Here is a 26,302-nt window from a genome sequence, read left to right on the forward strand (position 1 = left end):
GGATGCCCACCACTGCCTCAGCCAGTAGCACGGACCGTCCCGAATCCCCGGGATGGTCCGTTCCCACGCCCGCCGACACCGGGAATCGGCGTCGCCAGCACAACCATTGACCCGGGGGGCCGGTCCGTGCCTATGGTGGCGGGGTGCTCCGGTTCTCCCCGATCCGGCGGCGCGCGCAGTCCACCCAGCAGTCCACGTACGGAGGTCGCACGCATGGCAGGGCAGCAGAGGTCCACCGGATCCGGCGGAGGCGCAGCCGACGATCCCGGCATCAAGGATCCGGAACTCTACGAGAAGCTCCGGGACGAGGGCGAGTCGAAGCAGAAGGCCGCCCGCATCGCCAACGCCGCCGCCCGGGACGGCCGCAAGGCCGTCGGGGAACGCGGCGGAAGCTCCGGCAGCTACGAGGACTGGACGGTCGAGGAGCTTCGGCAGCGAGCCAGGGAGATCGGCCTCGAGGGCTACTCCGGGCTGGCGAAGGCGGGACTCATCAAGGCCCTGCGCGACTCCTAGGCTGTACTACCCGGCGCACGTCCCGGGACGGCGCCTCGTGGAGGCGCGGTGCCCGGACGTCCGACCACCGGGGAGCTCCTCCCCGGACCCACCACCCACGCGAAGGAGACGACCATGTCACCGACCGAACAGCCCGAGTTCACGGGCTCAGCGCCCCGCTCGCCGGATTCCGAGCCCTTGGACGGCCGCGACGGCCAGCCCGTCGAGGAGGGTTCGTCCGACGACCCGCGAACGCTCGACGCCGTCGACCCCTTGAAGGACGTCGACGCGCTGCTGGAGCGCCCCGGCCCGGGCCTCCCGGGCGCCGATCCGGCGGACTCCGAGTCCGCCGGGGCCGCGATCCCCGGCGACGACGGCCAGGATCCTGCGGACTCGGACTCGGATTCGGAGCGGCGGGCCGAGGACGTCGTCGATTCCCGGGTGCGGCCGGACGCGGATGAGCTGCCGGACGGCAGCGGAGGCAACCGGGGCCGCGAGCGCGCGGGCAGCGAGGACGAGGACCGGTTCGACGCCGGATGAGTTCCAACCACGAAAGGACGGCACCATGCGGGACGACAACGAGGCCAACACGGACATGCGCGAAGCGAGCACGACGGTGGGTGATTCCGGGCAGCTGACGCTGGACAACCCCGTCACGAGGCACCCGCGGATCTCGCCGCCGAAGCAGGACCAGCCCGAACCGGGGCTCGATGCGCTGCTGCAGCCCCGTGCCGACCTCGGTGAGGACGGCTACCGCGGCACGGGCCGCCTCAAGGGGCGCAGGGCGCTCATCACGGGCGGGGACTCGGGCATCGGCGCGGCCGTGGCCATCGCCTTCGCACGCGAGGGCGCGGACGTCGGAATCGCCTACCTTCCGCAGGAAGAGGAGGACGCGCGCCGCATCATCGCGCTGATCGAGGCCGAAGGGCGCGTCGGCATCGGCTTCCCCGGCGACCTCATGGACTCCGGGTACCGCAACGGCCTCGCGGACCAGGCCGCAGAGGCCCTGGGCGGGCTGGACATCCTGGTCAACAACGCGGGGAAGCAGCTGAGCGTGGACCGCTTGGAGGACCTGGACGAACAGCAGCTCCTCGAGACGTTCCAGGTCAACATCATGGCCATGTTCAGCATCACGCGGGCCGCGCTCAAGCACTTGCCCGCAGGGGCCAGCATCATCAACACGACGTCGATCCAGGCCTACGACCCGTCACCGAACCTCCTGGACTACGCCTCCACGAAGGCCGCGATCAACAGCTTCACCAAGGGCCTGGCCATGCAGCTCGCGCCGAAGGGGATCCGGGTCAACGCCGTGGCGCCGGGCCCGGTGTGGACGCCGTTGCAGGTCTCCGACGGGCAGCCGAAGGACAAGCTCCCGGAATTCGGCCACAACACGCCCCTCGGGCGGGCCGGCCAGCCGGTCGAGGTGGCGCCGGCCTACGTCTTCCTCGCGTCGGCGGAGTCCAGCTACGTCGTCGGAGAGACGCTGAACGTGAACGGCGGCAAGGCCTCGCCGTAGCCGGACGGGCGGCCTGGATGCATGGCGCGGGCGGTCGCCGGGGCCGGCAGATCACAAGGCCGTGACGGTCGCCGTCCACCCCTTGTCCGGTGTTGACGGCGAGTTTACCGTTGGGGTATCCAACCGGCTGCGTTGGCCGGTGAGGCCGCAGCAAAGGAGCGAGCGCCATGGGACACCAGTACATCGCCGCAGCGGGTGGAACACGGGGAGGCCGCCCGATGAGGACCCGCCATCTCCCCGGGGCCGCGTTGACGGGCTGGGGCCTGGCGCTCCTGCTCTTCAGCGCCTGGTTCAGCGCCGTGGGGCTGGGCGGATCCGGGGCCGGGGGATCGCTGTTCTTCGCGATGTTCCTCGGCCTGTGCATGATCGGCTACGGGATCTACCGCCGCATCGGCGGCAGCAACGTGCTTCAGAAGCTGTGGGACGACTCTCCGGGCGACCGCGAGAACTAGGCGACGTAGCCGCGGCCGGTGTGGCGCCGGCGTCGTACCCGCATAAAAAAGCGCCGCCCCACGCGAACGGGGGCGGCGCTTCCGTGCAGGAGGCTACTTGCTGAAGCCGTCCTTGAGGTCCTGCGCGGCGTCCTTGACGTGCTCGCCGGCCTGCTTGGCCCCGGCGGCCGCCTTGTCGGCGGCCCCCTCGGCCTGCAGCGACTCGTTGTTCGTCAGGTCGCCGATCGTTTCCTTGGCCTGGCCCTTGAGCTCCTCGGCCTTGTTCGAAATCTTGTCACCCAAACCCATAACAGGCTCCTTTCGCTGGTCCGTGTGCCCGGATGGGCGCTTACCTACGCCACGGTAACGGGGCATGGTGGGGCGCGCCACCCCTTAAGCCCATCGCCGAATCGGGAACCCGCGCGGGCCGGCCGGGGTCGGAAGGAGAGGGCGCGCGGACCCCGGGAATGAATCCGCCGCGTCCCCGGTTTTATATGCAAACGCATGAAACCCAAGGAAAGGCGGTTCCCATGTCCGCGCACATCGTGGTCCTCTCCGGAGGCCTCGGGGTCCCCTCCACGAGCCGGATGCTCGGCGACCAGCTCGCGGCGTCCACCCTCCGCGCCCTCTCCGGGCGCGGGATCGAGGCGGCGGTCGAGGTCGTCGAGCTGCGCGAGCACGCCGTGGACATCGCCACCATGATGCTCACGCGCTTCCCCTCGCCGCGGCTCGCGGAGGCCATCGAGCGGGTCCTCGCCGCGGACGCCGTGATCGCCGTGAGCCCCGTGTTCACGGCGTCCGTGAGCGGACTGTTCAAGTCCTTCCTCGACGTGCTCGACCCCCAGGCGCTCGCCGGCAAGCCCGTCCTGCTGGCCGCGACGGGAGGCTCGAGCCGGCACAGCATGGTCCTGGACCACGTGATGCGCCCCGTCTTCAGCTACCTGCGCGCCGATGTCGCCCCGACCGGCGTCTTCGCCGCGCCGGAGGACTGGGGAGGCGACACGGGCGAGGGCCCGCTGTCCGCCCGCGGCGACCGGGCCGGGCGCGAGCTCGCGGACGCCGTGGCGCGGAACCTCGGTCAGGCGCAGGCGCAGGCGCAGGCGCAGGGTGCCGCGGCCGCGGGCACGGGGAGCGCGGGGCAGGCAGCGGGTACGACGCCGGACGTCGGCCCCGGTGCGGAGCCCGCCTCCGCGCGGGGCAGCTCCGGTGCGGGGCCGATGCAGTCCCTGCCCTTCGAGCAGCTCCTGGCCGACATCCAGGGCAGGTAGCGCCCGGGGCGGGCTAGAGGTAGTCGTCCAGGTCGCCGGAGTCGTTGGGGTCGCAGCCGTCGACGGCCGCTCCCATGCGGTGCACGATCGCCTCGAGCACGGGACGCGGCGTGGCGAAGTTCAGCCGGACGTAGCCGCGCCCGGCCTCGCCGCAGTCCGTCCCGCCGACCGTGGCGACCCCGGCCTGGTGCCGGAAGAAGCGGGCCGGGTTGCGGCCGAGCATGAGCCGGGAGACGTCGAGCCACGCCAGGTACGTTCCCTCCGGGGCCACGTAGTGGGCGGCCGGCAGGTGCTCGGCGACGAGCCCCTCGAGGCGTCGGCGGCTGTCGTCGAGGTAGTCGACCACCCCCGCGAGCCAGGCCGCCCCGCCGTCGTACGCCGCGGCCGTGGCCGCCAGCCCGACGTTCGCGGTCCCGTCCTCCACGATCGAGCCGACCGCGCCCCACACGAGACGGTCGAGGTCGTTGGAAAGCACCACCTGCGCGCACTTCAGTCCCGGCAGGTTGAACGCCTTGGACGCGCTCACGGCCGTCAGCGCATGGCCCGCCGCCGTGGGACCGAGCGAGGCGTACGGGAGGTGCGTGGCGCCGTCGTACACGAGCGGGGCGTGCACCTCGTCCGCGAAGACGCGCGATCCCGTCGCGTCGACGAGGTCGCAGATGCGCTCCAGCTCGGCGTGCGCGTAGACCTTCCCGAGCGGGTTGTGCGGATTGACCAGGATCAGGAGCGCCCCGCCGCGCAGCGCCTCCTCGAGCGCCGCCCAATCGACCTCCCAGCCCGCGTCGCCGGCAACCATCTCCACGTGCAGGGACCGGCGGCCCAGCCGGGACGGCACGTCGAGGAACCCCGGATAGGCGGGCGTCAGGAAGACGACCGGCGCCTCCGGGCGGTGCACGGGGGAGAAGTGCAGGATCGCGGCGACGAGCGCGGACAGGACGGTCGGCACGGGGCGGACGGCGTCGTCGTCGACCTCCCAGCCGAAGCGCGCGGCGAGCCACGCCGCCGTCGACTCCCGCAGGTTCCGCACGAGGCGCGGGGGCGCGTAGCCGAGCATGCCCGAGGCGACCGTCTCCTGCGCCGCCTCGATGACGCCGGGCGCCGTCCCGAAGTCCATCTCCGCCACCCAGGCGCCGAGCATCTCCGGGTATCCCGTCCACTTGAGCGATCCGCGGCGGCGCAGCTCCTCGGACGTGATGTGGTCGAAGGGGTGGGCGTCCATGGGGGACAGCTTATGCAGCCCGCGGCCCGCGCGGCAGGTGTGTGGACCACACGGCCGTCCGGACGCCGGGGCATCCGGTACCTTGACCCTATGGAAACAGGCAGCGACACGTCCGGCGGGCGGCCGGGCCGGGGGCGGGACGAGACCCCGCAGGAACGCTCCGACCGGAACTGGAACGACCTCCTCCAGGAACTGCGCGTCATGCAGACGGGCGCGCAGATCATCACGGCGTTCCTCATGATGCTGCCGTTCCAATCGCGCTTCGAGGACCTCGGCGCGTTCCAGCAGGGCTTCTACATCGGTCTCCTGGCGTTCTCCGCCCTGCTGACGGGGCTCATCATGACTCCCGTGGCGATCCACCGCCGCTTCTTCGGCAAGCAGGTCAAGGAGGCGACGGTGCGGCACGGGCACCGGATCGTGAAGATCTCCGTGGTCAGCATCGGCGTGATGGTCAGCGCGTGCGTGTTCTTCATCGTGGACGTCATGCTCGGGATCGGACCGTCGCTCGCCATCGGCCTCGGCGTGCTGGCCGCCGTCCTGTTCCTGCTCGTCGCGCTGCCGCGGATGCTCAAGCCGCGGCCCGAGGACGGGGCCGGGCGACGGGAGGACGCGCATGGGCGCCATTGACGAGCTGCTCTCCCCGGAGGTCGTGGCGCGGTTGCGCTCCGTGTTGGAGGCGGCGGCGCCGGAGATCCGCTGGGACGGCCTGGCGGAGCTGCCGGCGGGCTACGGCGCGATGTCGATCCGTGCCCGGGCGGACGCCGTGTCGGGGTTGATGCTCGCCTCGCTGGGGCGCTCCGGGGCCGGGTACGACGCCGGGGCCTCCGCCGTGCGCCAGGCGCTCGCCGGGGAGGGGCTGAAGGGCTGGATGGTGTGGCCGGTGGGGGAGACGGTGGTGACGCTCGCGCTGGACGACGGGGCCACGGCGTCGTTCGACGACGCACTGGTGCTGCTGGCGGAGCTGACGCCGCGGCTGACGAGCGAGTTCCCGATCCGCCGGATGCTGCGGCACGATCTTCAGCGTTCGCTGCTCGTGGCGCGGGGATGGGCGTCGCATCCGGATGAACACGTGCGCCGTCTGGCCAGCGAGGGGACGCGGAGCTACCTGCCGTGGGCGGTGCGGGTGCCGGGGCTGATCGCCGATCCCGGCGCGACCGTGCCCATCCTCGACGCGCTGTATGCCGATCCGAGCGAGTACGTGCGGCGCTCGGTGGCAAACCACTTGAACGACCTGGCGCGGCATGCCCCGGACCTCGTCGTGGCGGTGGCCGGGCGCTGGATGCGCGACGGCGGCGAGGACGCGCGCTGGGTCGTGCGCCACGGGCTGCGCACGCTCGTGAAGAAGGCGCATCCGGGCGCGATGGCGCTCCTGGGCTTCGTCCCCGCGCAGGTCGAGGTGCCGCGACTGACGCTGGACCGTGAGGCCGTCGAGTTGCCGACGAGCCTGGAGTTCACGGCGGACCTCGTGAACCGGGGGAGCGAGGACGCGCGGGTGGCCGTGGACTACGTGGTGCACTACGTGAAGGCCAACGGGGGCCTGTCTGAGAAGGTCTTCAAGCTGGCCGTCCTGGATCTGGGTCCCGGCGAGGAGGCCACGGTGCGCAAGCGCCACGCGTTCCGGCAGATGACCACGCGCGTCCACTACCCCGGGAGGCACGCGCTCGAGCTGCAGGTCAACGGGGAGCGCCTCGCGCGCACGGAGTTCGACGTCCTGGTCCCCGAGGCCCTCGACGCGGATTAGCGCTCGGCGTCGTCCTCGAACGGGGAGGCGCAGCCGGGGCCGTCGGGGTTCTCGATGCAGTCGGAGTCGACGAGGAGTTTCTTGGTCCGCCAGACGCTGACCTCGGCCGGGGTGCTGGGGACGGTGGCCATGCCGGCGACGGGAAGCCAGGGTCCGCCGTCGACCGAGTACTGGCCGGTGTAGACGGTGGTCAGTCCGACGGGGTAGTCGCCGGTCTCGGTGTAGACGTGGCTCGTGGTGGTCTCGGTGTCGAAGGATCCGTCGTTGAGCGGGGCTCCTGGTTCATAGGTGGTGCGGGTTTGTCCGTCGCCGTAGGACCAGCGGTATTCGTAGGGTGTCGCGCGGACCCGGACCTCGGATCCCAGGATCGTGGTGGTCAGTTCGCGGACGTCCGACTCGGCGTAGATGTTCGTGTGGGCGTTGCGGAGCGTGAAGCCGTTCAGTTCCATGCCGATCGTCGAGCCCGGGATCGGAAGCCTCTGGAATTCGGCAGCGGTCAGAATCACCAGCTCTTCCGGGACGTCCGCTGCCGGCGCTTCGGCATCGCCGATGCAGCCGGAACGACCTGTTGAGCGAGGTGTTGGATCGCGAAGGGTGTACGTGTAGTAGGTCACTAATCGCTCCCCGTCAGAACAGCGGCTCTGGGTGAGGACCAAGCAATCGATGTTGCCAGTCCCGAGATTGGGGTCCATGCAGTATGGAACCCAAGTGGTGATGACACGGTCGAGATCTGGTTTGGCGTCCTCGCCCCCTGTGCTCTCTGTTAGACCGGGTGGCGGCCCGCCCCGGCCCGGCACGATGAATTCGTCGGGCGATGTCGATCCGAGGTTGGCGTCACCGCCGCTCATGTCTACATCAACCGTCTCTTCCAAATTTTTGGACGGTGGAGATGACTGTGTGAAAGGCAGCCAGATCTGGGCTGCGAGCACCGAGGAAGCGACGATGCGCGACGCGGCGGGAGCGAATGAGCTACCCATCGTTCGCCGTCATCTTCTCAAGCGTCTCGTCCGAGGCGACGACAGCCATCTTCCAGCCGCTTGCTTCGTCGAAGAATGCAAAGCTGTTGAACGGCGTCTTGACCGCGTCCTTCTTGGTTCCATCCTTGAGGTTGCCCTCTTCGTCGAAGGCTGCAATGGCTTCTTGACGGAGAATGAAGAGCCCTTGATACATTTCCTGATCGTCGGGGACTAGCTGCGTCACGAAGTTTTCGGCGTAGACCTCGCCGCCAACAACCCAACCGCCATCGGCGTTGTACGTCTCGATCGCCTGCAACCTCTGGGCGCAAAGCCCGCATCGCTCGTCGGATACCGCCGAGAACGGTTCAGGGTCGCCTGTTGCCAATCCGTAGTTCTGCGCCTCGAACCAGTACTCCACGAACGCCTCGTAGCCTTCCTTGGAGAACTCCTTCGCCTCCGGTGGCATGACGGGCTTCGGGAGGTTCTTGGCGGGGGAGGTCGAGGTGGCCGGAACCGGCTCGGTGGGGCTCGCACTCGTCGGGGGAGCCGAGGTGGTGGATGCCGTCGTGTCCTCGGCCCCGCTCGTCGGCGATTCGCCGGCCGAAGGGCTGCACGCGGTCAGGGCCAGAGCCAGCAAGGCGGCCGTGGCCAGGGCCGGGCGCAGCGTGGTCGAGAAGGGCGGTTCCATGCGGTCCTCATCTTCGTGTTGACAAGTTGTGTCAATCCATCATATCGCGAAATTCCCCGGCATATGAAGTTGTCCACAGGCCGCTCCGTCGCGGCTCGGGCTAGCATGAACTGGGTGGACGGCACGCCTGCCGCACGGGACCGGCCCACGGAGGCCGGGCCCGCTCGGACCGGCCGCGCGCCTCCCACCGCACCGCCCAGACCCGTAAGGATCCCCACGCATGCTCAATGATGAGACGATCACCTCCATCGCCGACGAACTCGTCGAGGCCGGCCGCACCCGCACGCCCGTTCCGCGGCTGACCGCCCGGTACCCCGACATGACGGTCGAGGACTCCTACAAGGTCCAGAACCTCTGGCGCCAGCGCAGCGAGGAGAACGGCCGCCGCCTGGCCGGCCGCAAGATCGGCCTCACGTCCAAGGCCATGCAGGCCGCCACGGGCATCACCGAGCCGGACTACGGCATCATCTTCGACGACATGGTCCTCGAGAACGGCTGCACGGTGAAGTGGGACCAATACACCCACCCGCGCATCGAGGTCGAGCTCGCTTTCGTCCTGAACAAGGACATCGACGGCCCCAACGCCAACCTCTTCGACGTCCTCAATGCCACGGAGTACGTCGTCCCCGCCCTCGAGATCCTGGACTCCCGGATCGAGATGGAGGGCCGCACCATCGTGGACACCATCTCGGACAACGCCGCGATGGGCGCCATGGTCGTCGGAGGCAACCCCGTCCGCCCCCACGACGTCGACCTGCGCTGGGTCTCCGCGATCCTCTACAAGAACCAGACCGTCGAGGAGACCGGGGTCGCCGCCGGCGTCCTGAACCACCCCGGCGCCGGCGTCTACTGGCTCGCCAACAAGATCGCCGCCCACGGCGACGGCCTCAAGGCCGGGGAGATCATCCTCGCCGGCTCCTTCACCCGCCCGATGTGGGTCTACGAGGGCGACACCGTCTTCGCCGACTACGGACCGCTGGGAACCGTGACATGCCGTTTCGAGTAGACCCTCCGGCGTCCTTCAAGGACCTCTTCGCCGACCGCACGCGCCCCGTGGCCGGCATGTTCGTCTGCTCGGGCGACGCCGGCATCGCCGAGATCTGCGCCGGCTCCGGCCTCGACTACCTCCTCATCGACGCCGAGCACGGCGCCATGAACCTCGAGTCCGTCCTCGCCCAGCTGCGCGCCGTCGCCGCGTACCCGTGCGCCGCCGTCGTCCGGGTCCCCGACAACGACGCCGTCCTGATCAAGCAGTTCCTGGACCTCGGCGCCCAGTCCATCCTGGTGCCCATGGTGCACACCGCCGATCAGGCGCGCGCCGCCGTCGCCGCGGTCCGCTACCCGCCCGCCGGGATCCGCGGGGTCGGCTCCGCGCTGGCCCGCTCCGCCCGCTGGAACCGCGTGCCCGGTTACCTGGACCGGGCCGGGGAGTTCATCAGCCTGATCGTGCAGATCGAGTCCGCCGAGGCCGTTGCCAACGCCTCCGGGATCGCCGCGGTCGACGGGGTCGACGCCGTCTTCATCGGCCCCTCCGACCTCGCCGCGAGCATGGGCGTGCTCGGCCAGCAGGACCACCCCGACGTCGTCGACGCCGTCCTGCGCACCATCGAGGCGGTCAAGGCGGCCGGCAAGATCGTCGGCGTCAACGCGTTCGTCGAGGCGCACGCGCGTCGCTACCTCGACGTCGGGGCGGACTTCGTCAACGTCGGGGCCGACGTCGCGCTCCTCGCGCGGGGCACCGAGGCCCTCGCGGCCCGCTTCATCGGGGCGGACGGGACCGGGAGCGACGCCGGGGCCGCACCGGCGAGCTACTAGCCCGCGGTTCCTCCCGCCTCGCCTCCGGACGCCAACTCGTGGGCGGACGACGCGCTCGCCCGCACCCATGTCGAGGCGTTCAACGGTGTCATCCCAACGCGTGTGCGGATCACGCGGACCCCGGCCGGGTCTTGCAGCACTAGCCGCCCACGCGTTGCGGGGGAGCGGGTAGGGCGGCTGAGGTGAGGCCTGATCCGCCAACGCGTTGCGGGGGTAGCGCGCTAGTTGGCGACGGCCCGGCTGCGCCCGCCGAAGTCGTCGGCGATCGCGACGGCAGCGGCCTGCAGTGCCGGAACGAGCTCCTCGGCCACCGCGGCCTTCGCCGAACGCCCGGCCCGGATGGAGATGTTCAGCGCAGCCAGCACGTCGCCTCCGCGCATCACGGGAACGGCGATGCCGCGCAGCCCCTCGTCGAGCTCCTGGTCGACGAGGCTCCAGCCGCGCCGGCGCACCACGTCGAGCTCGGCCCGGAGCTCGTCGACGCCGCGGATCGTGTGGGAGGTGTACTCCTGCGGGACGATCCCCGCGAGGAACTCCTCCCGCGCCGGCTCGGGCAGCGACGCGATCAGCACGCGGCCCATCGACGTCACCCAGGCGGGCAGGCGGTTGCCGATGTTGAGCGTGACGGTATGCAGCCGGGGCGCGGCGACGCGCGCGATGTACAGCACGTCCTGGCCGTCGAGCACGCTCAGCGTCGCCGTCTCGTCCAGCCGGTGCGCGAGCTCGGCCAGGTGACGCTCGGCGACGCGCGGCAGGCTCAGCCCGGCCAGGTAGCCCGCCCCGATGTCCAGGACGCGCGGGGTCTGCCGGAACAGCGTCCCGTCGGTGCTCAGGTACCCGAGGTCGGTCAGCGTCAGCAGGAAGCGGCGGGCGGCCGCCCGGCTCAGGTCCGTCGCCTCGGCCACCTGCGTCACCGACAGCGCCGAGCCCGCGGCCGTGAACGCGAGCAGCACGCTCAGCGTCTTCTCGGCGGACTTGACGTAGTAGTGGCCGTTGCCCGGCTCGATGCCCTCGCTCACGCGGCTCCTTGGATCTAGGTCCTCTCGCCGCCACGGCGCGAGCGCTCGAACTGGGCGGCGAGGCGGACGGGCGCGTTGGGCGCGCCGTAGCCATCGTAGCCGCCGCGCCGCTCGACGACCTCGAAGAAGACCTGCCCGATCGTCTCCGTGTAGAAGTGGAGGAAGGCCCCGTCGTCGTCCTCGTCGTAGAGCAGCCCGAGCCGGCGCAGCAGCCCGAGCTCCTCCTCGGGGATCCGGAAGCGGGCCGCGAGGTCCTCGTAGTAGTTCGCCGGAACCGGGAGGAAGTCCATCCCCGCCGCCTTGGCGCGCTCGGCGACCGCGACGATGTCCCGCGTCGCGAAGCCCACGTGCTCGGGATAGGAGCGCGCCGTGCCGTCGGCGTCGAGCGCGTGGGGGACCAGGTTCAGGGCCAGCCGGACCGCGCCGTCGCCGGTGCGCACCACCTGGCTGCGGATCAGCCCCGCGGGGCTCGGCACCTCCGTCCCGGGCCGCGTGGTGAGCCGCAGGACGCTCTCGTAGAACAGCACGGCCTCGTCGAAGGCCTGCCACGGCTGGGCCAGGTTGACGTGGTCGACCGACTCGATGAGCTCGCCGGGTACGACGCCGGACGCAGTGCCTTCCGTGCCCGGCGCCGCCTGTGCGGCGGTGCCGGTCGGGGACGGGCCGGTGCTCGACGCGCCGGACGGCGGAATGGCGCCCGGGCCGAACTCCCGGGTCCAGGCCGGTTCGGTGCCGGCCGCGGCGAAGAAGACCTCGGTGCCGTCCGGCGCCCGGACGGCGTGCAGTTCCTCCTCGTCGGCCGTGTTGTGCCGGGCGACGGGCCGCGCCTTGAGCTCGAGCGCACGCTCGTATCCGGTGCGCGCGTCGGCGACCTGGAACGCGAGGGCCGAGATGCTGGGCTCGGTCGCACGCGCCCGCTGCCCGTTGATCACGACGCGCGCCGCGCCCTGCGTCCACAACTGGACGGCCTTGCGCCGGTGCTGGCCGCGGAAGGCGAATCCCAGCTGGGAGAGGACCTCGGCGACGGCATCCGGCTCGTCGGTGCGCAGCTCCACGAAGTCGATCCCGCTCGGAGGTTCCACGACGGGCAGCTGCGTGAGCTCCATGTGCGGCTCGGGCAGGGGGGCGGCGCCGGCGGCCAGCGCGTTCGCGATCCGGTGGCCCGAGCGGTTCTGCAGCCACTGCAGCGAGCGCAGGGCGTCGACGGCGGTGCGCTGCACGTTGGACTGGCGGAAGACGTCGTTGAAGATCTCCAGCGACACGGGCCCCGTGTAGCCGGAGCGGACCAGGTGCACGAGGAACGCGGCGAGGTCGAAGCCGCCCTGGCCCGGGAACACGCGGTAGTGGCGGCTCCAGGACAGGATGTCCATCGACAGGACGGGTGCGTCGGCGAGCTGGACGAAGAAGATCTTCTCCGGGTCGATGTCCTCGATCCCGGAGGGGTCGTCGCCGCGGGAGAGGATGTGGAAGCTGTCCAGGCACGTCCCGACGTGGGGGTGGTCGGCGAGCTGGACGATCCGCCACGCGCGGCCGTAGGTGTTCACGAAGCGGCCCCAGGCGAGCGCCTCGTAGGCGATCCGCACGCCGTAGCGGGCCGCGAGGTCTCCGAGGCGGCGCAGCTGGGACGCCATGACCTCGTCGTCGTCGATCGTGGCCGTGGCGACGTTGCTGCAGACCAGGATGGTGTCGATCCCGAGCCGGTTCATGACCTGGAACTTGGCCTCGGCGCGGCGCAGGTTCTCGACGAGCACGTCCTCGGCGACGCCGTCGAAGTCGCGGAACGGCTGGTACAGGTCCAGCGTCAGGCCGAGCCGGTCGGCGAGGGCGCGCACCTCTTCCGGGGAGAGCGGGCTGACCAGCAGGTCCTGCTCGAAGATCTCGACGCCGTCGAAGCCGGCCTCGGCGCAGGCATGCAGCTTCTCCTCGAGCGTCCCGGAGAGGCAGACCGTGGCGATGGAGGTGCGCATGGCCTAGAGCCCCTGCTCGAGGAGGGACAGGAAGTGCGCGCGCATCCGCTCCGCGTCCGGCTCGCGCCCGGTGATCAGCCGGAAGGCGTCGACGGCCTGGCCGACCGCCATGTGTCCGCCGTCGAGGACGCGGCAGCTGGCCGCGCGGGCGGCGAGCACGAGCTCCGTCTCCACGGGCCGGTAGACGATGTCGGCGACCCAGGGCCGCGCGTCGAGGAGGGCCGCGTCCACGGGCAGCCCGGGATGCTGGTGCATGCCCACGGGGGTGCAGTGCACGAGCCCGTCGGCCGTGGCCAGGGCGGCAGCGGCGTCGTCCGGCGTACCGGAGGTGACGTCGCGCCCGGGGAAGAGGGCCCGCAGCGCGGCGGCGCGCTCCTCCGCCCGGTCCGCGTCGAGGTCCAGGAGCCGCAGGTGTTCGACGCCGGAGGCCAGGAGGGCGTAGGCCACGGCGGCTCCCGCGCCTCCCGCGCCGAGCTGGACGACGGTGCCGAGGGCGGCGCCGTCGAGCCCGGTCCGCAGGGCGTGGGCGAACCCGGAGAAGTCGGTGTTCTCGCCGTGGAGCTGGCCGTCGCGGATAAGCACGGTGTTGACGGCTCCGAGGCGGCGGGCGTCGTCGGAGAGGGTGTCGAGGTGCTCCAGGACCAGTTGCTTGCAGGGGTGGGTCACGTTGAAGGCGTTGAAGCCCAGGTCGCGGCCGGCCCGCAGGAGCTCGCCGACGTCCGCGCCGTCGCGGCCGAGCGGCGTCAGGTCGACGGGGCGGTAGAGGTAGCGCAGGCCCTGGGCGTCGCCCTCGGCCTCGTGCATGGGCGGGGTCAGGGACGGCGTGACGCCGTCGCCGATGAGCCCCACCAGGAACGATTCGGATGTCGTGCTCACGTGGTGTCCTTTTCCCTCGGCGGGTGTTACCTGATTCTTTCGCAGAGTGTGACGCGATGTTGCGTGTGATGTGACCTGGATCTATTCTAGACACAATTGTACGCATTCCGTACAGATGTGCGCATAGCGCGCATCTTTCGACGCAGGAGCCCCCGCTCCACTCCGTCCCCCCGTCCCAAGGAGAATCCATGACCCACGCAGCCACCGCGACGCCGCCGTCGCCGGACGTGGAACCGCAACAGGGCCGCACGCCGGTCAGGGCCGCGCTCGCCAGCTTCATGGGCAGCGCCGTCGAGTACTACGACTTCTTCATCTTCGGCGCCGCCGCCGCGCTGATCTTCCCGCACGTCTTCTTCCCCGACGCCGACGCCAACGCGGCCGTCATGTCGCTGGCCACGTTCGGCTTCGCCTACATCGCCCGCCCCGTCGGCGCCGTCGTCCTGGGGCACTTCGGGGACCGCGTGGGCCGCCAGAAGGTCCTCATGTTCACGCTCCTGCTCATGGGCGTCTCCACGTTCCTCATCGGCTGCCTGCCGACCTTCGAGCAGGTGGGCTGGCTCGCACCCGGCCTCCTTGTGCTGGCCCGCCTCATGCAGGGCCTCTCCGCGGCCGGCGAGCAGGCCGGAGCCAGCTCGCTGACGCTCGAGCACGCCCCGGACGACCGCCGTTCGTTCTTCACCTCCTGGACCCTGACGGGCACCCAGGGCGGGCAGATCCTCGCCGCGCTCGTGTTCATCCCCGTCGTCGCCCTGCCCGACGAGATCAAGTTCGGCATCGGCTGGCGCATCCCGTTCTGGCTCTCGGCCGTCGTCGTCGTGGTCACCTACTTCATCCGCAAGTCCCTCCACGAGACCCCGGAGTTCGAGAAGGCCAAGGCCAACCAGGAGATCGTCAAGCTCCCCGTCGGCGTGCTGCTGCGGGACCACTGGCGCGACGTGCTGCGCGTGGTGCTGTGCGCGTTCATCGCCGCCGTCTCGACCGTCTACGGGACCCTCGCCATCACCTACGGCAAGCAGGTCGGCAGCGTCGACGAGTCGATCACCCTGTGGCTCGTGGTCGCCGGCAACGTCGTGGCCCTGGGCACCCAGCCGCTGTTCGGCATGCTCGCCGACCGGATCGGACGCAAGCCCGTCTTCGTCTACGGCGCCCTGGGCAGCGCGGCCGTCATGCCGTTCTACCTGCTCTCCATGGAGTCCGGGAACACGCTGCTCCAGTTCGCGCTCTCGATCGCCGTGTTCTCCGGCGCCTACGCCGCCGCGAACGCCGTGTGGCCGTCCTTCTACGCCGAGATGTTCAGCGCCAAGGTGCGCTTCTCCGGCCTCGCGATCGGCACGCAGCTCGGCTTCCTGATGGCCGGCTTCGCCCCGTCGATCGTCGCCGCCATGGGCGGACTGGAGCCGGGCGGCTGGGTGCCGATCAGCATCTTCACCGCCATCATCGCGGTCGTTGCCGCCGGCTCGGCGCTGACGGCCCGGGAGAGCTACCGGATTCCGACGTCGGAGCTCGGCCTCAAGCGCGTCGCGGCCGCCCCGGCGCCCTAGGGGCCGGCGGATTCCGGGGCGCCGCCCGCGCGGGCCCGGGTGCCCGTCGGACGCCGCCGGAGCGCCGTCCTACAGCCCGATGTGGTGCAGGGCCTCGGCGTGCAGGCGGCGGGACGTGACCTCGATGGCGCGGGCGTAGTGTCCCAGCAGCTCGTCGCACAACGCCGGCCACGTGCGGCCCTGGACCGAGGCGAGGGCCGCGGCCGCGAACGCGGCGCGCTTGGCGTCGTCGTACACGAGGTCCTCGACGCGCCGGCGCAGGTCCGCGAGGTCGCCGGGGGCGTAGATCCACCCCGTCCTTGACGAATCCACGAGGTCCAGCGGCCCGCCGCGGCCCACGGCGACCACGGGGACGCCGGACGCCATGGCCTCCTGGATGGTCTGGCAGAACGTCTCCGCCTCGCCCGGGTGGACGAACAGGTCGAACGAGGCGACCGTGCGGGCCAGGTCCACGCCGCCCTGGAAACCGGCGAAATGGGCGCGGGGCAGGGCCCGCCGCAGCTGCTCCTTGAGCGGCCCCGAGCCGACCACGACGAGGCGCGTCCCCGGGAGCGCATCCAGGACGGCCAGGTCCTCGACCTGCTTCTCCGCGGCGAGGCGGCCGACGTAGCCGATGAGCTGCTCGCCGCCCGGGGCGAGCTCCGCGCGCAGCTCCTCGGAGCGGCGGGACGGGTGGAAGCGCTCCGTGTCGACGCCGCGGCGCCACATCCGCAGGCGCGGGACGCCGGCCGATCGCAGCTGGTTCATCGAATGGCTGCTGGGCACGAGGGTGGCGGTCGAGGCCTCGTGCATGGTCCGCACGTGGTTCCAGAGCAGCTGCTCGAGCCACGGAGCGCCGTAGCGGGCCGCGTAGGCGGGGATCTCCGTCTGGTAGACCGAGACCGTCGGCAGGCCGAGCTGCTGCGCCGCCTGGATGGCCCGCCAGCCGAGGACGAAGGGGCTCGCCACGTGCACGACGTCCGGGGCGGCCTCGGCCAGCAGCCGCCGCACCCGGGCCACGGTGCCGGCCGCGACCCGCACGTTGGGGTAGCCGTTCAGCGGGAGCGCGGGGAGCCGGTGGACGGGGAAGCCCTCGACCGTGTCCGGTGCCGGCTCCGCCGCCCACGCCGGCCCGGCCCAGGACGACGCGGGGGCCAGCACGACGGCGTCGTGTCCCGTCCGGCGCAGATGCGCCAGGAGCTGCAGAACGGAGTTGGTGACGCCGTTCATATGGGGGAGGAACGATTCCGCGACCACAGCGATCTTCACCCCTCCAGCGTGGGCGCCGCGGGTTTCCCGCCGGTGAACCCGACGCACGCCGCACGTGAACGTTCAGAGGCGGAAGCCCGGTCCCGATGCCGGAGGGGCGTCCGCCCGTCGGTAGGCTGGGCCGGGTGGAAACCGCCCTGCTCGCCGCCGTCCTCGCCTTCATCGTCGTCGGAGCCGTGGCCCAGCGCGTCGCCGGACTCGGGTTCGCGATGCTCGTCGCCCCGTTCCTCGTGCTGCTCCTGGGGCCCCATGCGGGCGTGTTCCTCGTGAACATCTGCGGCGTCGTGTCCTCCGCCCTCATCGCCCCGCGCGTGTGGAAGGACATCGACTGGTCGATGTTCCGCTGGCTCACGCTCGCCTCCGTGGCCGGCTCGGTTCCCGGCGCCGTCGCCGCCGGGCTGCTGCCGTCCGCGGTGCTGTCCGTCTTCGTCGGCGCCGTTGTGCTCGCCGCGCTCGTGCTCTCCCTCCTGCTGAGCCGCGCCAACCGCGTCTTCGACGGCAAGCCCGTCCGCGTCGGCGCGGGACTCCTCGCGGGGCTCACGAACGCCATGGCCGGCGTCGGCGGCCCCGCCGTGAGCGCCTACGCCGTCCTGGCCCGGTGGCCGCAACGCCCCTTCGCGGCGACCCTGCAGCCGTTCTTCGTGGTCATCGGGCTCGTGGCCGTCTCCGTCAAGCTCGCGACCCACCCCGAGCAGCTCCCGCTGCTGGACTGGTGGGCCTGGGGCCTGATCACCGGGGCGATCATCCTCGGGATCCTCGGCGGGGAGCGCCTCCAGCGCCACGTGAGCGACCGCAGCGCCCGACTCTTCGTGGTCGTCGTCGCCTTCGCCGGGGCCCTCTCCGCGCTCGCCAAGGGCCTGATCGAGCTCGCCTGATCGGCCCGTGCCGCGTCGCTGCCCCGGCCGCAGGGGACGGGGTGGCACCATGGAGACGATGAAAGAGCAGCCCCGGAACGACGACGGATCGCCACCGAAGAACCACAAGGGCGCGCTGGACGGACTCGCGTCGGTGCTGCGTGAGGGCATCCCCATGCCCTTGTGGCTCCAGGGCGCGCTCGAGTTCCTGCAGAGCGCCTTCCTCAGCGCCGTGCTCGTCGTCGTTCCGCTGCTCGCGGTCTGGTTCGCGGGCGGCTTCGAGGCCCTGAGGCTGGAGAACGTGTTCCGGCTGGCCGGGCAGGCCTGGCTCCTGATGCACGGCGTGCCGCTGCAGCTGGCGATCCCGGAGGGCGCGGACTCCGCGGAGATCCTGACGGGCACGCTGTCCCTGACCCCCCTCGGCCTGACCCTGATTCCGTTCTTCCTCTCGTGGCGCGCCGGGCGGCGCATCGCCCGTGCCTCCTACACCGACCAGTTGTGGCAGGGCATCGCCGGAGCGCTCGGCGCCTACCTGCTCTTCGGGCTCGTGACCGGATTCGCCGTGCCCACGGAGGAGGTCTCCGTGAACCTCGCCGCGGCCGCGTTCATCCCGCTCGTGGCCTCCGGGGCCGGCGTCGTCGTCGGCGCCTACCGCGAGGCGGGATCCTGGTCCCGGCTCATCGGCGTGGACAGCGCGGCATGGATCGCCAAGACGAGCCAGCATTCGCGCTGGGCCGGGTCCTACGTGTGGTCCGTGGTCCGCGCCGGATCGCTCGGCTACCTCGCCGCCCTCGGACTCGCCGCGCTCGTGCTGTCCATCGACCTCGCCGTGCGCTGGGTCGACATCTCCAACATCTACCAGCAGCTCCAGGCCGGCCCCGTGGGCGGATCGGTCCTGACGATCGCCCAACTCGGGCTGATGCCCAACCTGGCCCTGTGGACGCTCGCCTGGATCAGCGGGGGAGGGGTCGTCCTCGGGACGGGCAGCACCCTCAGCACCCTCGAGACGACCGTCGGCCCGCTGCCGGCCCTGCCCGTCCTGGGCGCGCTGCCCACCGGCGAGCTCGGCAACGCGTGGGTGTTCATGCTCGTGCCCGTCCTCGCCGGCTTCCTCGCCGGATGGTGGTTCCTGCGCGAAGGCGAGGACCACCTCGACGACTGGCTGGCCCTGAAGATCACTGCGCGCTGGGCCTCGCTCTCGCTCTCGACGCTCCTGCTGGGGCTCTTCACCGGCGCCGTGGCCGGGATCGTGTCCCTGATCGGCAGCTGGCTCGCCGGCGGATCGCTCGGCATCGGCCGGCTGACGGAGATCGGGCCGAACCCCTGGCTGACGGCCCTCCTGCTCGCGGCCGAGGTCGCCGTCGGGGCGATGATCGGCGCCCTCACCGCACCGATGCTCGAGCACGACCCCGTCCTCGAGGACTAGGTCCTCGGCCCGGCTTCCCGCGCGGCCGGTGGCGCCGCCGCGGGCTTGGGCACCGGTTCCGGGGCGTCGGGATAGCCCCGGCCCCGCGCGCGGGGAGACGGGCACTGAAGGCCGAGACGGAGCTGGGGGCCCCGGGCCCCGGCCCCGCGTGCGGGGAGCCGGTCGCGGGCCTCAGGCCCCGACGTCGTACAGGTGGTGCGCGACGTCGTGCCAGGCGTAGCGGGCGAGCGTCTCGACCGTGAAGACCGAGCCGTTGCCGCGCAGGCCCGCGCGCGCGAGCTCGCGGCCCAGAACGGCGTCGAGCCCGTCGGCGAAGCCCCGCCCGGCGGCGGCGAGCTGCGTCGCCACCGTGCGCGGATCCTGCCCCGCGTAGTCCTCCTCGACCGCCGTCGCGTCCTGGTCCCAGTTCGGGAACTCCGGCGATTCCCGGGTCAGCATCAGGTCCAGGCGGTAGTGCATCACCCGGAAGACATCGCGCACGTGTGCCGCATACTCGAGCGTGCTCCACGTCCCCGGCGCGGGGCGGCGGCGGACCAGCTCCGGCCCGGCCAGGAGCGCCCGCTGCCAACGCGGCAGGCTCTCGCGGACGAGCGCCGCGACGTCCTGCGGCGAGAGGCCCCGGACGTCGGCGCCGCACTCAGGGCACGCCCGGTCCAGGGTCCACGTCCAGTCCTTGAGGTCCGGGACGATCCCGTCCTGCTCCGCGCCGTCGCGCGCGGCGCCGTCGTGCTGTGCGCCGTCCCGCTCCGCTCCTTCCCCGTGCTCCCCGCTCCGGGGGCCGCCTGCACCGCTCATGTTCCGTAGATCCCTTCCAGACGCCTCAGCTTGTCCTCGTAGTCGCGGGTGCACTGAGCCGCCGAACGGTCCGTGACGGACGTGGCGACGCAGCGCTCGTAGTCCAGCGTGGGCTGGTAGAACAGGAGCTGCATGCCGGCCGAGGCCGTGAACAAGAGGCAGGCGGCCGTGGCCAGCGGCAGCGAGACCCGCAGCACGAGCGGCGCGGGGCCGCGGAAGGCGAGGACGGCGGCCACGACCCCCGCAGCGATGCCCGCGATGCCGACGACGACGGCGGCCGCCTTCCATGGCAACTGCAGCATCGAGAGCGGATAGGCGAGCAGGACCAGCAGGAACGCCGCCCGCGTCCACGCGGCCAGGCGCGGCGCCGTCGGCCGGCCGTCCTGTGGCCCGCGCGGCGGGGAAGCGGACCGGTCCTGGGTGGGCGTCGAGGGCATGATCCAAGCCTAGACTGGATCAATGCGCATCGTGGTCCTCGTCTCCGGTTCCGGTTCCAACCTCCAGGCCGTCATCGACGCCGTCGCCGAAGGATCGCTCGAGGGGGTCGAGATCGCCGCCGTCGGTGCCGACAAGCACGGGACGTATGGCGTGGAACGCGCCGCCGCGGCCGGGTACGAGACGTTCGTCGTGAACTTCAAGGACTACGCCGTGCGCGACGAGTGGAACCATGCGCTGACCGCGAAGTGCCTCTCCTACGCGCCGGACTACGTCGTGTCCTCCGGGTTCATGCGGATCGTGGGCGAGGAGTTCGTCAACGCCTTCGACGGCACCTACCTCAATACGCATCCGGCGCTGCTTCCCTCCTTCCCCGGAGCACACGGCGTTCGCGACGCCCTCGCCTACGGCGTGAAGGTCACCGGCTGCACGGTGCACATCGCCGACGCCGGCGTGGACACCGGCCCGATCCTGGCCCAGGCCGCCGTCGAGGTCCTGCCCGGCGACACCGCGGAGAGCCTCCACGAGCGGATCAAGGTCCAGGAGCGCGCCCTGCTGATCCGCGTGCTGGGCCAGCTGGCCGCCGGCCGGGACCCCCGGGACGGCTGAACGTGCCGGTGGCGTGGCTACTGGACGGACGAGTCCGGCGGCGCGATCTGGACGTCCTGCTGGATGTCGATCGAGGCCACGCCGTCGACGGCTTCGAGGGCCGGGCGGCAGGAATCGTCCGCCGATCCGGAGACCATGCCGAGCGAGCCGAGGACGCTCTCGACCTGCATGCCGAGCCCGCGCAGGCGGGCCGCGACGCCCTCGACGTCCTCGGCGTGGTCCTCGTCCACGGTCACGATGATGTGCTGATCCATGGGCCGGTGCCTTCCTTTCTCCGGTGCCGGGCGGCTAGAGCGGCTGGTAGCTGCGGGGAGCGGAGCCGTCGGGAACCGAGGGGTCCGCGGGCGGCGGCGCGAGCGTCAGGCCGGAGCCGACGTCCACCGAGGCCGCCTCGAGCCGCTGGGCCTCCTGGACGAGCTCGGCCCACAGCTCCCGGCCCCGCAGCCCCGTGGCCTCGGCCAGGAGCGCGGCGACGCCGGAGACGTGCGGCGTGGCCATGCTCGTGCCGCTGATGGTGTTGTAGCGCTTCGGCATGGGCCAGGAGGAGTAGACGTTGACGCCCGGGCCCGCGATGTCCACCTGGCCGCCGCGGCCCTGCAGGGTCCGGGCGGAGAAGTTCGCGACTCCGAGCGAGGAGTCAAGGGCTCCGACGGACATGATGAAGGGGCTGTTGGCCGGGACGCCGACGAATCCCGGGTCGCCGCCCCTGCGGTTGGCGTTGTTGCCCGCGGCGGCGATGATGAGCGAGCCCTTGGCGAGGGAGCGCTTGCCCGCGGCGACGTACGGCGGGTGGACCTGGGCGACGTCGGCGCCGAGGGACATCGAGATGACGGCGCAGCCGTTGTGGACGGCCCAGTCGATGCCGGCGAGGATCCCGGCGTCGGATCCCGAGCCGGCATTGCCCAGGACCTTCCCCGCGAAGATCTCCGCGCCGGAGGCCACTCCGTAGCCCGGACCCGTCTCCGGGTCCCGCGGGCCGCAGGCCGATCCGATGCAGTGCGTCCCGTGGCCGTGCCCGTCCTGGGCGTCCTCGCCGGCGATGAAGGACTGCACGGTGACGGCGCGCCCGGCGTAGTCCGGGTGCGCTGAATCGAAGCCCGTGTCCAGAACCGCGACGCGGATCCCCGCGCCCGTGTACCCGGACTGGACGGCCTGGACCGCCTGGAGGCCCCACGTCAACTCGGCCGTGTCGGCGAAGTCCACTGAAGGCGGCGTCTCGGCGGCCCGGCGTCCCCGGCCCCCGGGTGGTCCGGTGAGCACGCGGTGGACGAGTTCGGGGGAGACGCTCAGGGGGCGGCGCTGTTCGATGGAGCGCGTGCGCAGGGTTCCCAGCTGCTCCGGATCGGCGTCGACGACGGCGATGCCGAGCTCGGCGAAGTACACGGAGCCCGAACCCTCGCCTGCGCCGGCTGCTCCGCCGAGCACCGACGGGCCCGAGCGGGAACCCGCCGGGCCGGCCGGCGGGCCGCCGGACTCGAGCAGGGGCCCGTCGAAGTCCCGCGAATCGGCGACGTCCCGGACGCCGCACGAGCCCAGCAGCTCGGGAGCGTCCGTGTCCTCCGAGGCGAAGACCACGATGAAGCGCCCCGTGGTCACGTGGTCGGTCAAGGGCTGGTCCGGGTCAAACATGGTGATCTCTCCCGTCGGCGGGCCGTGCACGGCTCCCTTCGGTCCGGTGTCCCAGGGGCCCCGGACCCTATGCCGATGAGTCTAGACCCGGGCGCCGACAGTTTGGAGGGGTCAGCGGGCTCCCGGGAACGGCCGCCTGCCCGACGGTGCCGCATCCGGTGGCTAGTGCAGCGCGGCCCCGCGTGTCTCGGGGGCGTTGAAGGCCATCCACGCCACGGCCAGCAGGACGAGGCCCCCGGCGATCAGGAACGAGGTGGCCAGGCCGATCACGGGCCAGGCGACGGCGAACACGAGCGGTCCGAACCCGGCGCCCAGGCGGCTGAACGTCGACGCCCAGCCGAACCCCGAGCCGCGCAGCTCGGTCGGATAGAGCTCGGAGACGTACGCGTAGAGCACGGGGATGGCGATCTGCACCACGAAGCCGAACACCAGGAGCCACGCCACCGCGAGCCTCGGATTCCCCAGCGAGAGCGCCACGACCACGAGGACGAGGGCCGAGAGCGGGCCCGTGACGCCGAGGAGCCACTTGCGGCCCACGCGCTCGACGAGCGCCGCCGCGACCACGACGCCGAGCAGCCCCACCGCCGCCATGCCGGCCGTGCTGAAGAACGCGGCCACCTGCGCCATGCCCGCGTCCGCCAGGATGGACGGCATCCACGTCAGTGCCAGGTAGTAGACCAGCAGGACGGTGAAGAACAGGGTCCAGGCAGCGAACGTGATCCTCGCGTTGAAGCGCCACACGTTCACGAGCTGCTCGCCCCAGGAGCCGGGAGAGAGGCGCGGCGCATCGGCCGGCTCCGGCAAGGTGTAGTCCACCTTCTCGGCGCCCGTGCGCTCGACCAGGTCGTCGATGACGCGCGCCGCCTCCGCCTGGCGCCCCTGCCGGATGAGGTAGAGCGGGGACTCCGGAACGCTGCGCCGGATCCAGAACACGAGCAGGGCGGGCAGCACCATGACCACGAGGATGAGCCGCCAGTTGTCCGTCGTGGCCTGGATGACGGCGGAGACGAAGAACGCGAGCGCGGCGCCCACGGGCCACCAGCCGTCCATGGCCGTCAGGACCCGTCCACGCTGCCGCGCCGGCGTGAACTCGCCGACGAGCGCGTAGTCCACCGGAATGCACCCGCCCAGGCCCACGCCGGCCAGGAAGCGGAACAGGACGAACAGCTCGAAGCCCGGGGCCAGGGCGCCCGCGACGGTGAAGAGGGAGAAGATCAGCAGCGTCCAGGTGAAGGCCGTCTTGCGCCCCACCCGGTCCGCGATCGTTCCCCACGCGAAGGCGCCCAGCGCCATGCCGACGAGGTTCGCGGTCCCCAACAGCGCCGCCGTCGTCCGCTCCAGCCCCCACTCCTCGGCGACGAGCGGGATCAGGGCGCCGTTGAGCGTCACATCCCAGGCGTCGAACATAAAGCCCAGCCCGCCGATGAGGAAGATCCGGCCCTGCACGTTCCACCGCCAGGGCAGGTTCTGCACGATCGATTCGCCGGTGGCCAGCTTGCGGTATACGTTCATCGGTGGCGGGGTCCCCTCACAGGAAGCGGAGGCGCCCGGGTCACGGATTCCCCCGGTGCGCGCGGCTGCACTTAGAGTAGCGCGGTCGGCGCGCCCGGCCGCGCGCAACCGCGGCCGGTACGCTGCCTACACGGAACCAGTCAAACACAAGGGGCCGAGGAGGAATCCTCCCGGTCCGCGGAAAGGCACCATGAGCAAGGACGCAACGGAGCAGACACAGCTCGAATCGCCCAAGAAATGGAAGGTCATCGGCCCAGGGCTGGTGGTCGCCGCCACGGGTGTGGGCGCCGCCGACATGGTCGCCACGCTCGCCGCCGGATCCCGCTACGGCTACACGCTGCTGTGGGCCGTGGTCCTCGGCGTCATCCTGAAGATCGTCCTCGTCGAGGGGGCCGGCCGCTTCACGCTCGCCACCGGCAAGACGATCTTCGAGGGCTGGCGCTCGCTGGGCCGCTGGCCCGTCTGGTACTTCGGCCCATACATCATGATCTGGGGCTTCGTCTACGGCGCCTCCGCCATGTCCTCCACCGCGCTGCCGCTCGCGGCGCTCTTCCCGGCCGTCCCGCTCTGGGCCTTCGCGGTCGCGACCGGCATCGCCGGCTTCCTGCTGGTCTGGTTCAACCGCTACGCCGTCTTCGAGAAGATCACCGCGGTCCTCGTGGGCCTCATGTTCCTGACGATCGTCAGCCTCGCGTTCCTCGCCACGCCCAACATCCCCGAGATGGCCGCGGGCCTGATCCCGCGCCTGCCGGAGGGCAGCGTGCTCTACACCCTCGCGCTCGCCGGCGGCGTCGGCGGCACCATCACCCTCGCGGCCTACGGCTACTGGCTGCGGGAGAAGGGCTGGACGAAGCCGGGCTGGATGCGCGTGATGCGCCTGGACAACACCATGGCGTACGTCATGACCGGCATCTTCGTGATCTCGATGCTCATCGTCGGCGCCGAGGTCGTCCGCGCCGCCGGCGTCGCGATCGGCGCCGGCGACAAGGGGCTGCTGGACCTCACCGACGTCCTCGTGGCCGAGTACGGCGACTTCGTCGGCAAGGCCTTCCTCGTGGGCTTCTTCGCCGCCGCCTTCTCCTCCGTCATCGGCGTCTGGAACGGCGTGTCCCTGATGTTCGCCGACTTCTGGGCCAACATGCGAGGCAAGGGCTCCGAGCACCCGGACGCCAAGCTCAACGGCAAGTACTTCCGCTTCTACGTGCTGTGGCTGACCTTCCCGCCGATGCTCCTGCTCCTGTTGGACCAGCCGATCGGCCTGGTGCTGGCCTACGGCGTCCTCGGCGCCCTGTTCATGCCGTTCCTGGCCATCACGCTCCTGCCGCTGCTGAACATGGCCCGCTACGGCGTGCCCAAGGAATGGCGCAACCGGCTGCACACGAACATCGCCCTGGCCGTCACCGCGGTCCTGTTCGTCTGGCTCGGCGTCTACCAGCTCGTCGACGCGATCCGGAAGGCGATCGGGGGCTGAGCGCGCCCGGGCCCCGGCCCGTTGCCCGCGCGGCTCCGGCGTCGTTCCCCCAGAACGACGCCGGAGCCGCGTTTTGCGCTTAACGCCCGCCGGGGGCGGGAGTAGAGTCTGGTCATGGGAGTAGATTGGACGGCACTCGAGGAAGCGATCCGCAGATCAGCGCTCCGGCAGGCGCGCGAAGTGATCGACCACCACCCCGGCCACGTGTTCTACGCCGTGGCCCTCGACGGGGTCTCGACCGAGCCCGCGGAGAAGATCGAGCTGCCGGTGCTCGCCCTGAACTCGGAGCAGGCCCTTGCCCGGGACCTGGCGCTGGCCGAGACGGACCAGGCACCCGTGGACGTCTCCGAGGACGACGTCGAACCGGCCGAGGAGAGCTTCTACTCGCGGCGCTGGAACCCGCCGGACTGGCACTGGTGCTCCATGGAGCTCTTCGACGAGTCAGCGACCGAGCTGTGGTCCCAGGCGCTGACGAACGTCGCACTGCACCACGGCTGGGAGCCCACGATCCGCCGGTACTACGAGATGCTGCTCTCCGTGACCGCCTCGCTCGGACCGGAGCTCGCCACGGGCCGCAACAGCGAACTGGTCTGCTACCTCTCCGACGAGGACCACGCCGACAAGATCCTGCGCCGCTGCCTCAGCGACGAGCAATTGCGGCGGCATTTCCCGGAACTCGCGAGCTAGGGGCCCCGACGGACCGGGAGGCGGACCGCGCAGGCGCGCCCCCGCCGCGGTTTCCGGGGCGTCGTCACGCACTCAGGAGCCGGCACCGGGGCCGGTAGGATGGTGGC

General features: G+C 71.5%; 28 protein-coding genes. 15 read left to right on the plus strand and 13 right to left on the minus strand.

The window, feature by feature from the left end; genetic code table 11:
- Positions 1-213: 213 nt before the first annotated feature.
- From ACQ3I4_RS00245 to ACQ3I4_RS00260, 4 genes are all read left to right on the plus strand, one after another.
- On the plus strand, positions 214-513 hold the full coding sequence (locus tag ACQ3I4_RS00245) for a DUF7218 family protein (protein WP_329859588.1): 300 nt from the start codon (positions 214-216) through the stop codon (positions 511-513).
- A 114-nt stretch (positions 514-627) separates the two neighbouring features.
- Positions 628-1,032, plus strand: coding sequence for a hypothetical protein (locus tag ACQ3I4_RS00250; protein WP_329859590.1), 405 nt, complete (start codon positions 628-630; stop codon positions 1,030-1,032).
- Between the two features lie 55 nt (positions 1,033-1,087).
- A complete protein-coding gene (locus tag ACQ3I4_RS00255) occupies positions 1,088-2,008 on the plus strand; it encodes an SDR family oxidoreductase (RefSeq protein ID WP_329859805.1) in 921 nt (306 codons plus the stop codon).
- Positions 2,009-2,226: 218 nt separating this feature from the next.
- Positions 2,227-2,460, plus strand: coding sequence for a hypothetical protein (locus ACQ3I4_RS00260; RefSeq protein ID WP_329859592.1), 234 nt, complete (start codon positions 2,227-2,229; stop codon positions 2,458-2,460).
- A 93-nt stretch (positions 2,461-2,553) separates the two neighbouring features.
- Here ACQ3I4_RS00260 and ACQ3I4_RS00265 read toward each other — a convergent pair whose 3' ends face one another.
- A complete protein-coding gene (locus ACQ3I4_RS00265; protein WP_329859595.1) occupies positions 2,554-2,748 on the minus strand; it encodes a CsbD family protein in 195 nt (64 codons plus the stop codon).
- A 221-nt stretch (positions 2,749-2,969) separates the two neighbouring features.
- Here ACQ3I4_RS00265 and ACQ3I4_RS00270 point away from each other — a divergent pair, with 221 nt between their 5' ends.
- Positions 2,970-3,707 carry an FMN reductase gene (locus ACQ3I4_RS00270; protein ID WP_430632595.1) on the plus strand — a complete coding sequence of 246 codons (738 nt, stop codon included), beginning with the start codon at positions 2,970-2,972 and terminating at the stop codon, positions 3,705-3,707.
- 13 nt (positions 3,708-3,720) lie between these two features.
- Here the strand turns inward: ACQ3I4_RS00270 and ACQ3I4_RS00275 are convergent, their stop codons facing one another.
- Positions 3,721-4,926, minus strand: a complete 1,206-nt coding sequence (locus ACQ3I4_RS00275) for a MalY/PatB family protein (RefSeq protein ID WP_430632596.1) — start codon at positions 4,924-4,926, stop codon at positions 3,721-3,723.
- A 90-nt stretch (positions 4,927-5,016) separates the two neighbouring features.
- Here ACQ3I4_RS00275 and ACQ3I4_RS00280 point away from each other — a divergent pair, with 90 nt between their 5' ends.
- Both ACQ3I4_RS00280 and ACQ3I4_RS00285 read left to right on the plus strand, forming a co-directional pair.
- Positions 5,017-5,553 (plus strand): DUF6328 family protein, encoded by a 537-nt coding sequence (locus ACQ3I4_RS00280; RefSeq protein ID WP_329859598.1) that lies wholly within the window; start codon positions 5,017-5,019, stop codon positions 5,551-5,553.
- Entirely contained in the window at positions 5,540-6,667 is a 1,128-nt protein-coding gene (locus ACQ3I4_RS00285) for a DNA alkylation repair protein (protein ID WP_430632597.1), read from the plus strand. The genes ACQ3I4_RS00280 and ACQ3I4_RS00285 overlap by 14 nt, the downstream gene beginning before the upstream one ends.
- On the opposite strand, the gene ACQ3I4_RS00290 is transcribed toward ACQ3I4_RS00285, so the two are convergent.
- Positions 6,664-7,173, minus strand: a complete 510-nt coding sequence (locus ACQ3I4_RS00290; RefSeq protein WP_430632598.1) for a hypothetical protein — start codon at positions 7,171-7,173, stop codon at positions 6,664-6,666. The two genes, ACQ3I4_RS00285 and ACQ3I4_RS00290, sit on opposite strands and share 4 nt — an antisense overlap.
- Before the next feature lie 463 nt (positions 7,174-7,636).
- Positions 7,637-8,311, minus strand: coding sequence for a DUF6318 family protein (locus tag ACQ3I4_RS00295; protein WP_430632599.1), 675 nt, complete (start codon positions 8,309-8,311; stop codon positions 7,637-7,639).
- Positions 8,312-8,531: 220 nt separating this feature from the next.
- On the opposite strand from ACQ3I4_RS00295, the gene hpaH reads away from it, so the two are divergent.
- Complete coding sequence (gene hpaH / locus ACQ3I4_RS00300) at positions 8,532-9,317, plus strand: 2-oxo-hept-4-ene-1,7-dioate hydratase (RefSeq protein WP_430632600.1); 786 nt, start codon at positions 8,532-8,534, stop codon at positions 9,315-9,317.
- The gene (locus ACQ3I4_RS00305) at positions 9,302-10,126 is read left to right on the plus strand and encodes an HpcH/HpaI aldolase family protein (RefSeq protein ID WP_430632601.1); all 825 of its coding nucleotides are present in this window, start codon (positions 9,302-9,304) and stop codon (positions 10,124-10,126) included. Before hpaH ends, ACQ3I4_RS00305 begins: the two co-directional genes overlap by 16 nt.
- A gap of 221 nt (positions 10,127-10,347) precedes the next feature.
- Here the strand turns inward: ACQ3I4_RS00305 and ACQ3I4_RS00310 are convergent, their stop codons facing one another.
- From ACQ3I4_RS00310 to ACQ3I4_RS00320, 3 genes are read right to left on the minus strand one after another with little or no spacing between them, the layout of a single operon-like run.
- On the minus strand, positions 10,348-11,145 hold the full coding sequence (locus ACQ3I4_RS00310; protein WP_329859606.1) for an IclR family transcriptional regulator domain-containing protein: 798 nt from the start codon (positions 11,143-11,145) through the stop codon (positions 10,348-10,350).
- Positions 11,146-11,159: 14 nt separating this feature from the next.
- Positions 11,160-13,112, minus strand: a complete 1,953-nt coding sequence (locus tag ACQ3I4_RS00315; RefSeq protein ID WP_430632602.1) for a bifunctional sugar phosphate isomerase/epimerase/4-hydroxyphenylpyruvate dioxygenase family protein — start codon at positions 13,110-13,112, stop codon at positions 11,160-11,162.
- Between the two features lie 3 nt (positions 13,113-13,115).
- Complete coding sequence (locus ACQ3I4_RS00320; protein WP_430632603.1) at positions 13,116-13,988, minus strand: shikimate dehydrogenase; 873 nt, start codon at positions 13,986-13,988, stop codon at positions 13,116-13,118.
- A 188-nt stretch (positions 13,989-14,176) separates the two neighbouring features.
- Between ACQ3I4_RS00320 and ACQ3I4_RS00325 the strand changes: the two genes are divergently transcribed.
- Positions 14,177-15,529 carry an MFS transporter gene (locus ACQ3I4_RS00325; protein WP_329859610.1) on the plus strand — a complete coding sequence of 451 codons (1,353 nt, stop codon included), beginning with the start codon at positions 14,177-14,179 and terminating at the stop codon, positions 15,527-15,529.
- Between the two features lie 69 nt (positions 15,530-15,598).
- Here the strand turns inward: ACQ3I4_RS00325 and ACQ3I4_RS00330 are convergent, their stop codons facing one another.
- Positions 15,599-16,777 (minus strand): glycosyltransferase family 4 protein, encoded by a 1,179-nt coding sequence (locus ACQ3I4_RS00330; protein ID WP_430632604.1) that lies wholly within the window; start codon positions 16,775-16,777, stop codon positions 15,599-15,601.
- Between the two features lie 125 nt (positions 16,778-16,902).
- Here ACQ3I4_RS00330 and ACQ3I4_RS00335 point away from each other — a divergent pair, with 125 nt between their 5' ends.
- Positions 16,903-17,652 carry a sulfite exporter TauE/SafE family protein gene (locus ACQ3I4_RS00335; protein WP_329859612.1) on the plus strand — a complete coding sequence of 250 codons (750 nt, stop codon included), beginning with the start codon at positions 16,903-16,905 and terminating at the stop codon, positions 17,650-17,652.
- Between the two features lie 154 nt (positions 17,653-17,806).
- Positions 17,807-19,057 carry a cell division protein PerM gene (locus tag ACQ3I4_RS00340; protein WP_430632787.1) on the plus strand — a complete coding sequence of 417 codons (1,251 nt, stop codon included), beginning with the start codon at positions 17,807-17,809 and terminating at the stop codon, positions 19,055-19,057.
- Positions 19,058-19,228: 171 nt separating this feature from the next.
- Here the strand turns inward: ACQ3I4_RS00340 and ACQ3I4_RS00345 are convergent, their stop codons facing one another.
- Together ACQ3I4_RS00345 and ACQ3I4_RS00350 are read right to left on the minus strand one after the other, a co-directional pair.
- Positions 19,229-19,852, minus strand: coding sequence for a DinB family protein (locus ACQ3I4_RS00345; RefSeq protein ID WP_329859615.1), 624 nt, complete (start codon positions 19,850-19,852; stop codon positions 19,229-19,231).
- Positions 19,849-20,289 carry a hypothetical protein gene (locus ACQ3I4_RS00350; RefSeq protein WP_329859616.1) on the minus strand — a complete coding sequence of 147 codons (441 nt, stop codon included), beginning with the start codon at positions 20,287-20,289 and terminating at the stop codon, positions 19,849-19,851. Before ACQ3I4_RS00350 ends, ACQ3I4_RS00345 begins: the two co-directional genes overlap by 4 nt.
- A 22-nt stretch (positions 20,290-20,311) precedes the next feature.
- On the opposite strand from ACQ3I4_RS00350, the gene purN reads away from it, so the two are divergent.
- Positions 20,312-20,896 carry a phosphoribosylglycinamide formyltransferase gene (purN, locus tag ACQ3I4_RS00355; protein ID WP_430632605.1) on the plus strand — a complete coding sequence of 195 codons (585 nt, stop codon included), beginning with the start codon at positions 20,312-20,314 and terminating at the stop codon, positions 20,894-20,896.
- Positions 20,897-20,913: 17 nt separating this feature from the next.
- Here purN and ACQ3I4_RS00360 read toward each other — a convergent pair whose 3' ends face one another.
- From ACQ3I4_RS00360 to ACQ3I4_RS00370, 3 genes are all read right to left on the minus strand, one after another.
- Complete coding sequence (locus ACQ3I4_RS00360) at positions 20,914-21,150, minus strand: hypothetical protein (protein ID WP_329859618.1); 237 nt, start codon at positions 21,148-21,150, stop codon at positions 20,914-20,916.
- Positions 21,151-21,184: 34 nt separating this feature from the next.
- Complete coding sequence (locus tag ACQ3I4_RS00365; protein WP_329859620.1) at positions 21,185-22,525, minus strand: S8 family serine peptidase; 1,341 nt, start codon at positions 22,523-22,525, stop codon at positions 21,185-21,187.
- Positions 22,526-22,687: 162 nt separating this feature from the next.
- Complete coding sequence (locus ACQ3I4_RS00370; RefSeq protein ID WP_329859622.1) at positions 22,688-24,037, minus strand: MFS transporter; 1,350 nt, start codon at positions 24,035-24,037, stop codon at positions 22,688-22,690.
- A gap of 190 nt (positions 24,038-24,227) precedes the next feature.
- Here ACQ3I4_RS00370 and ACQ3I4_RS00375 point away from each other — a divergent pair, with 190 nt between their 5' ends.
- Both ACQ3I4_RS00375 and ACQ3I4_RS00380 read left to right on the plus strand, forming a co-directional pair.
- Positions 24,228-25,508: an Nramp family divalent metal transporter gene (locus ACQ3I4_RS00375; RefSeq protein ID WP_430632606.1), complete on the plus strand. Its 1,281-nt coding sequence runs from the start codon at positions 24,228-24,230 to the stop codon at positions 25,506-25,508.
- 114 nt (positions 25,509-25,622) lie between these two features.
- Entirely contained in the window at positions 25,623-26,195 is a 573-nt protein-coding gene (locus ACQ3I4_RS00380) for a DUF4303 domain-containing protein (protein WP_430632607.1), read from the plus strand.
- The last annotated feature ends 107 nt before the right edge of the window (positions 26,196-26,302 follow it).

Source organism: Zafaria sp. Z1313 (assembly GCF_050563205.1).
Classification (GTDB): Bacteria; Actinomycetota; Actinomycetes; order Actinomycetales; family Micrococcaceae; genus JAZDCJ01.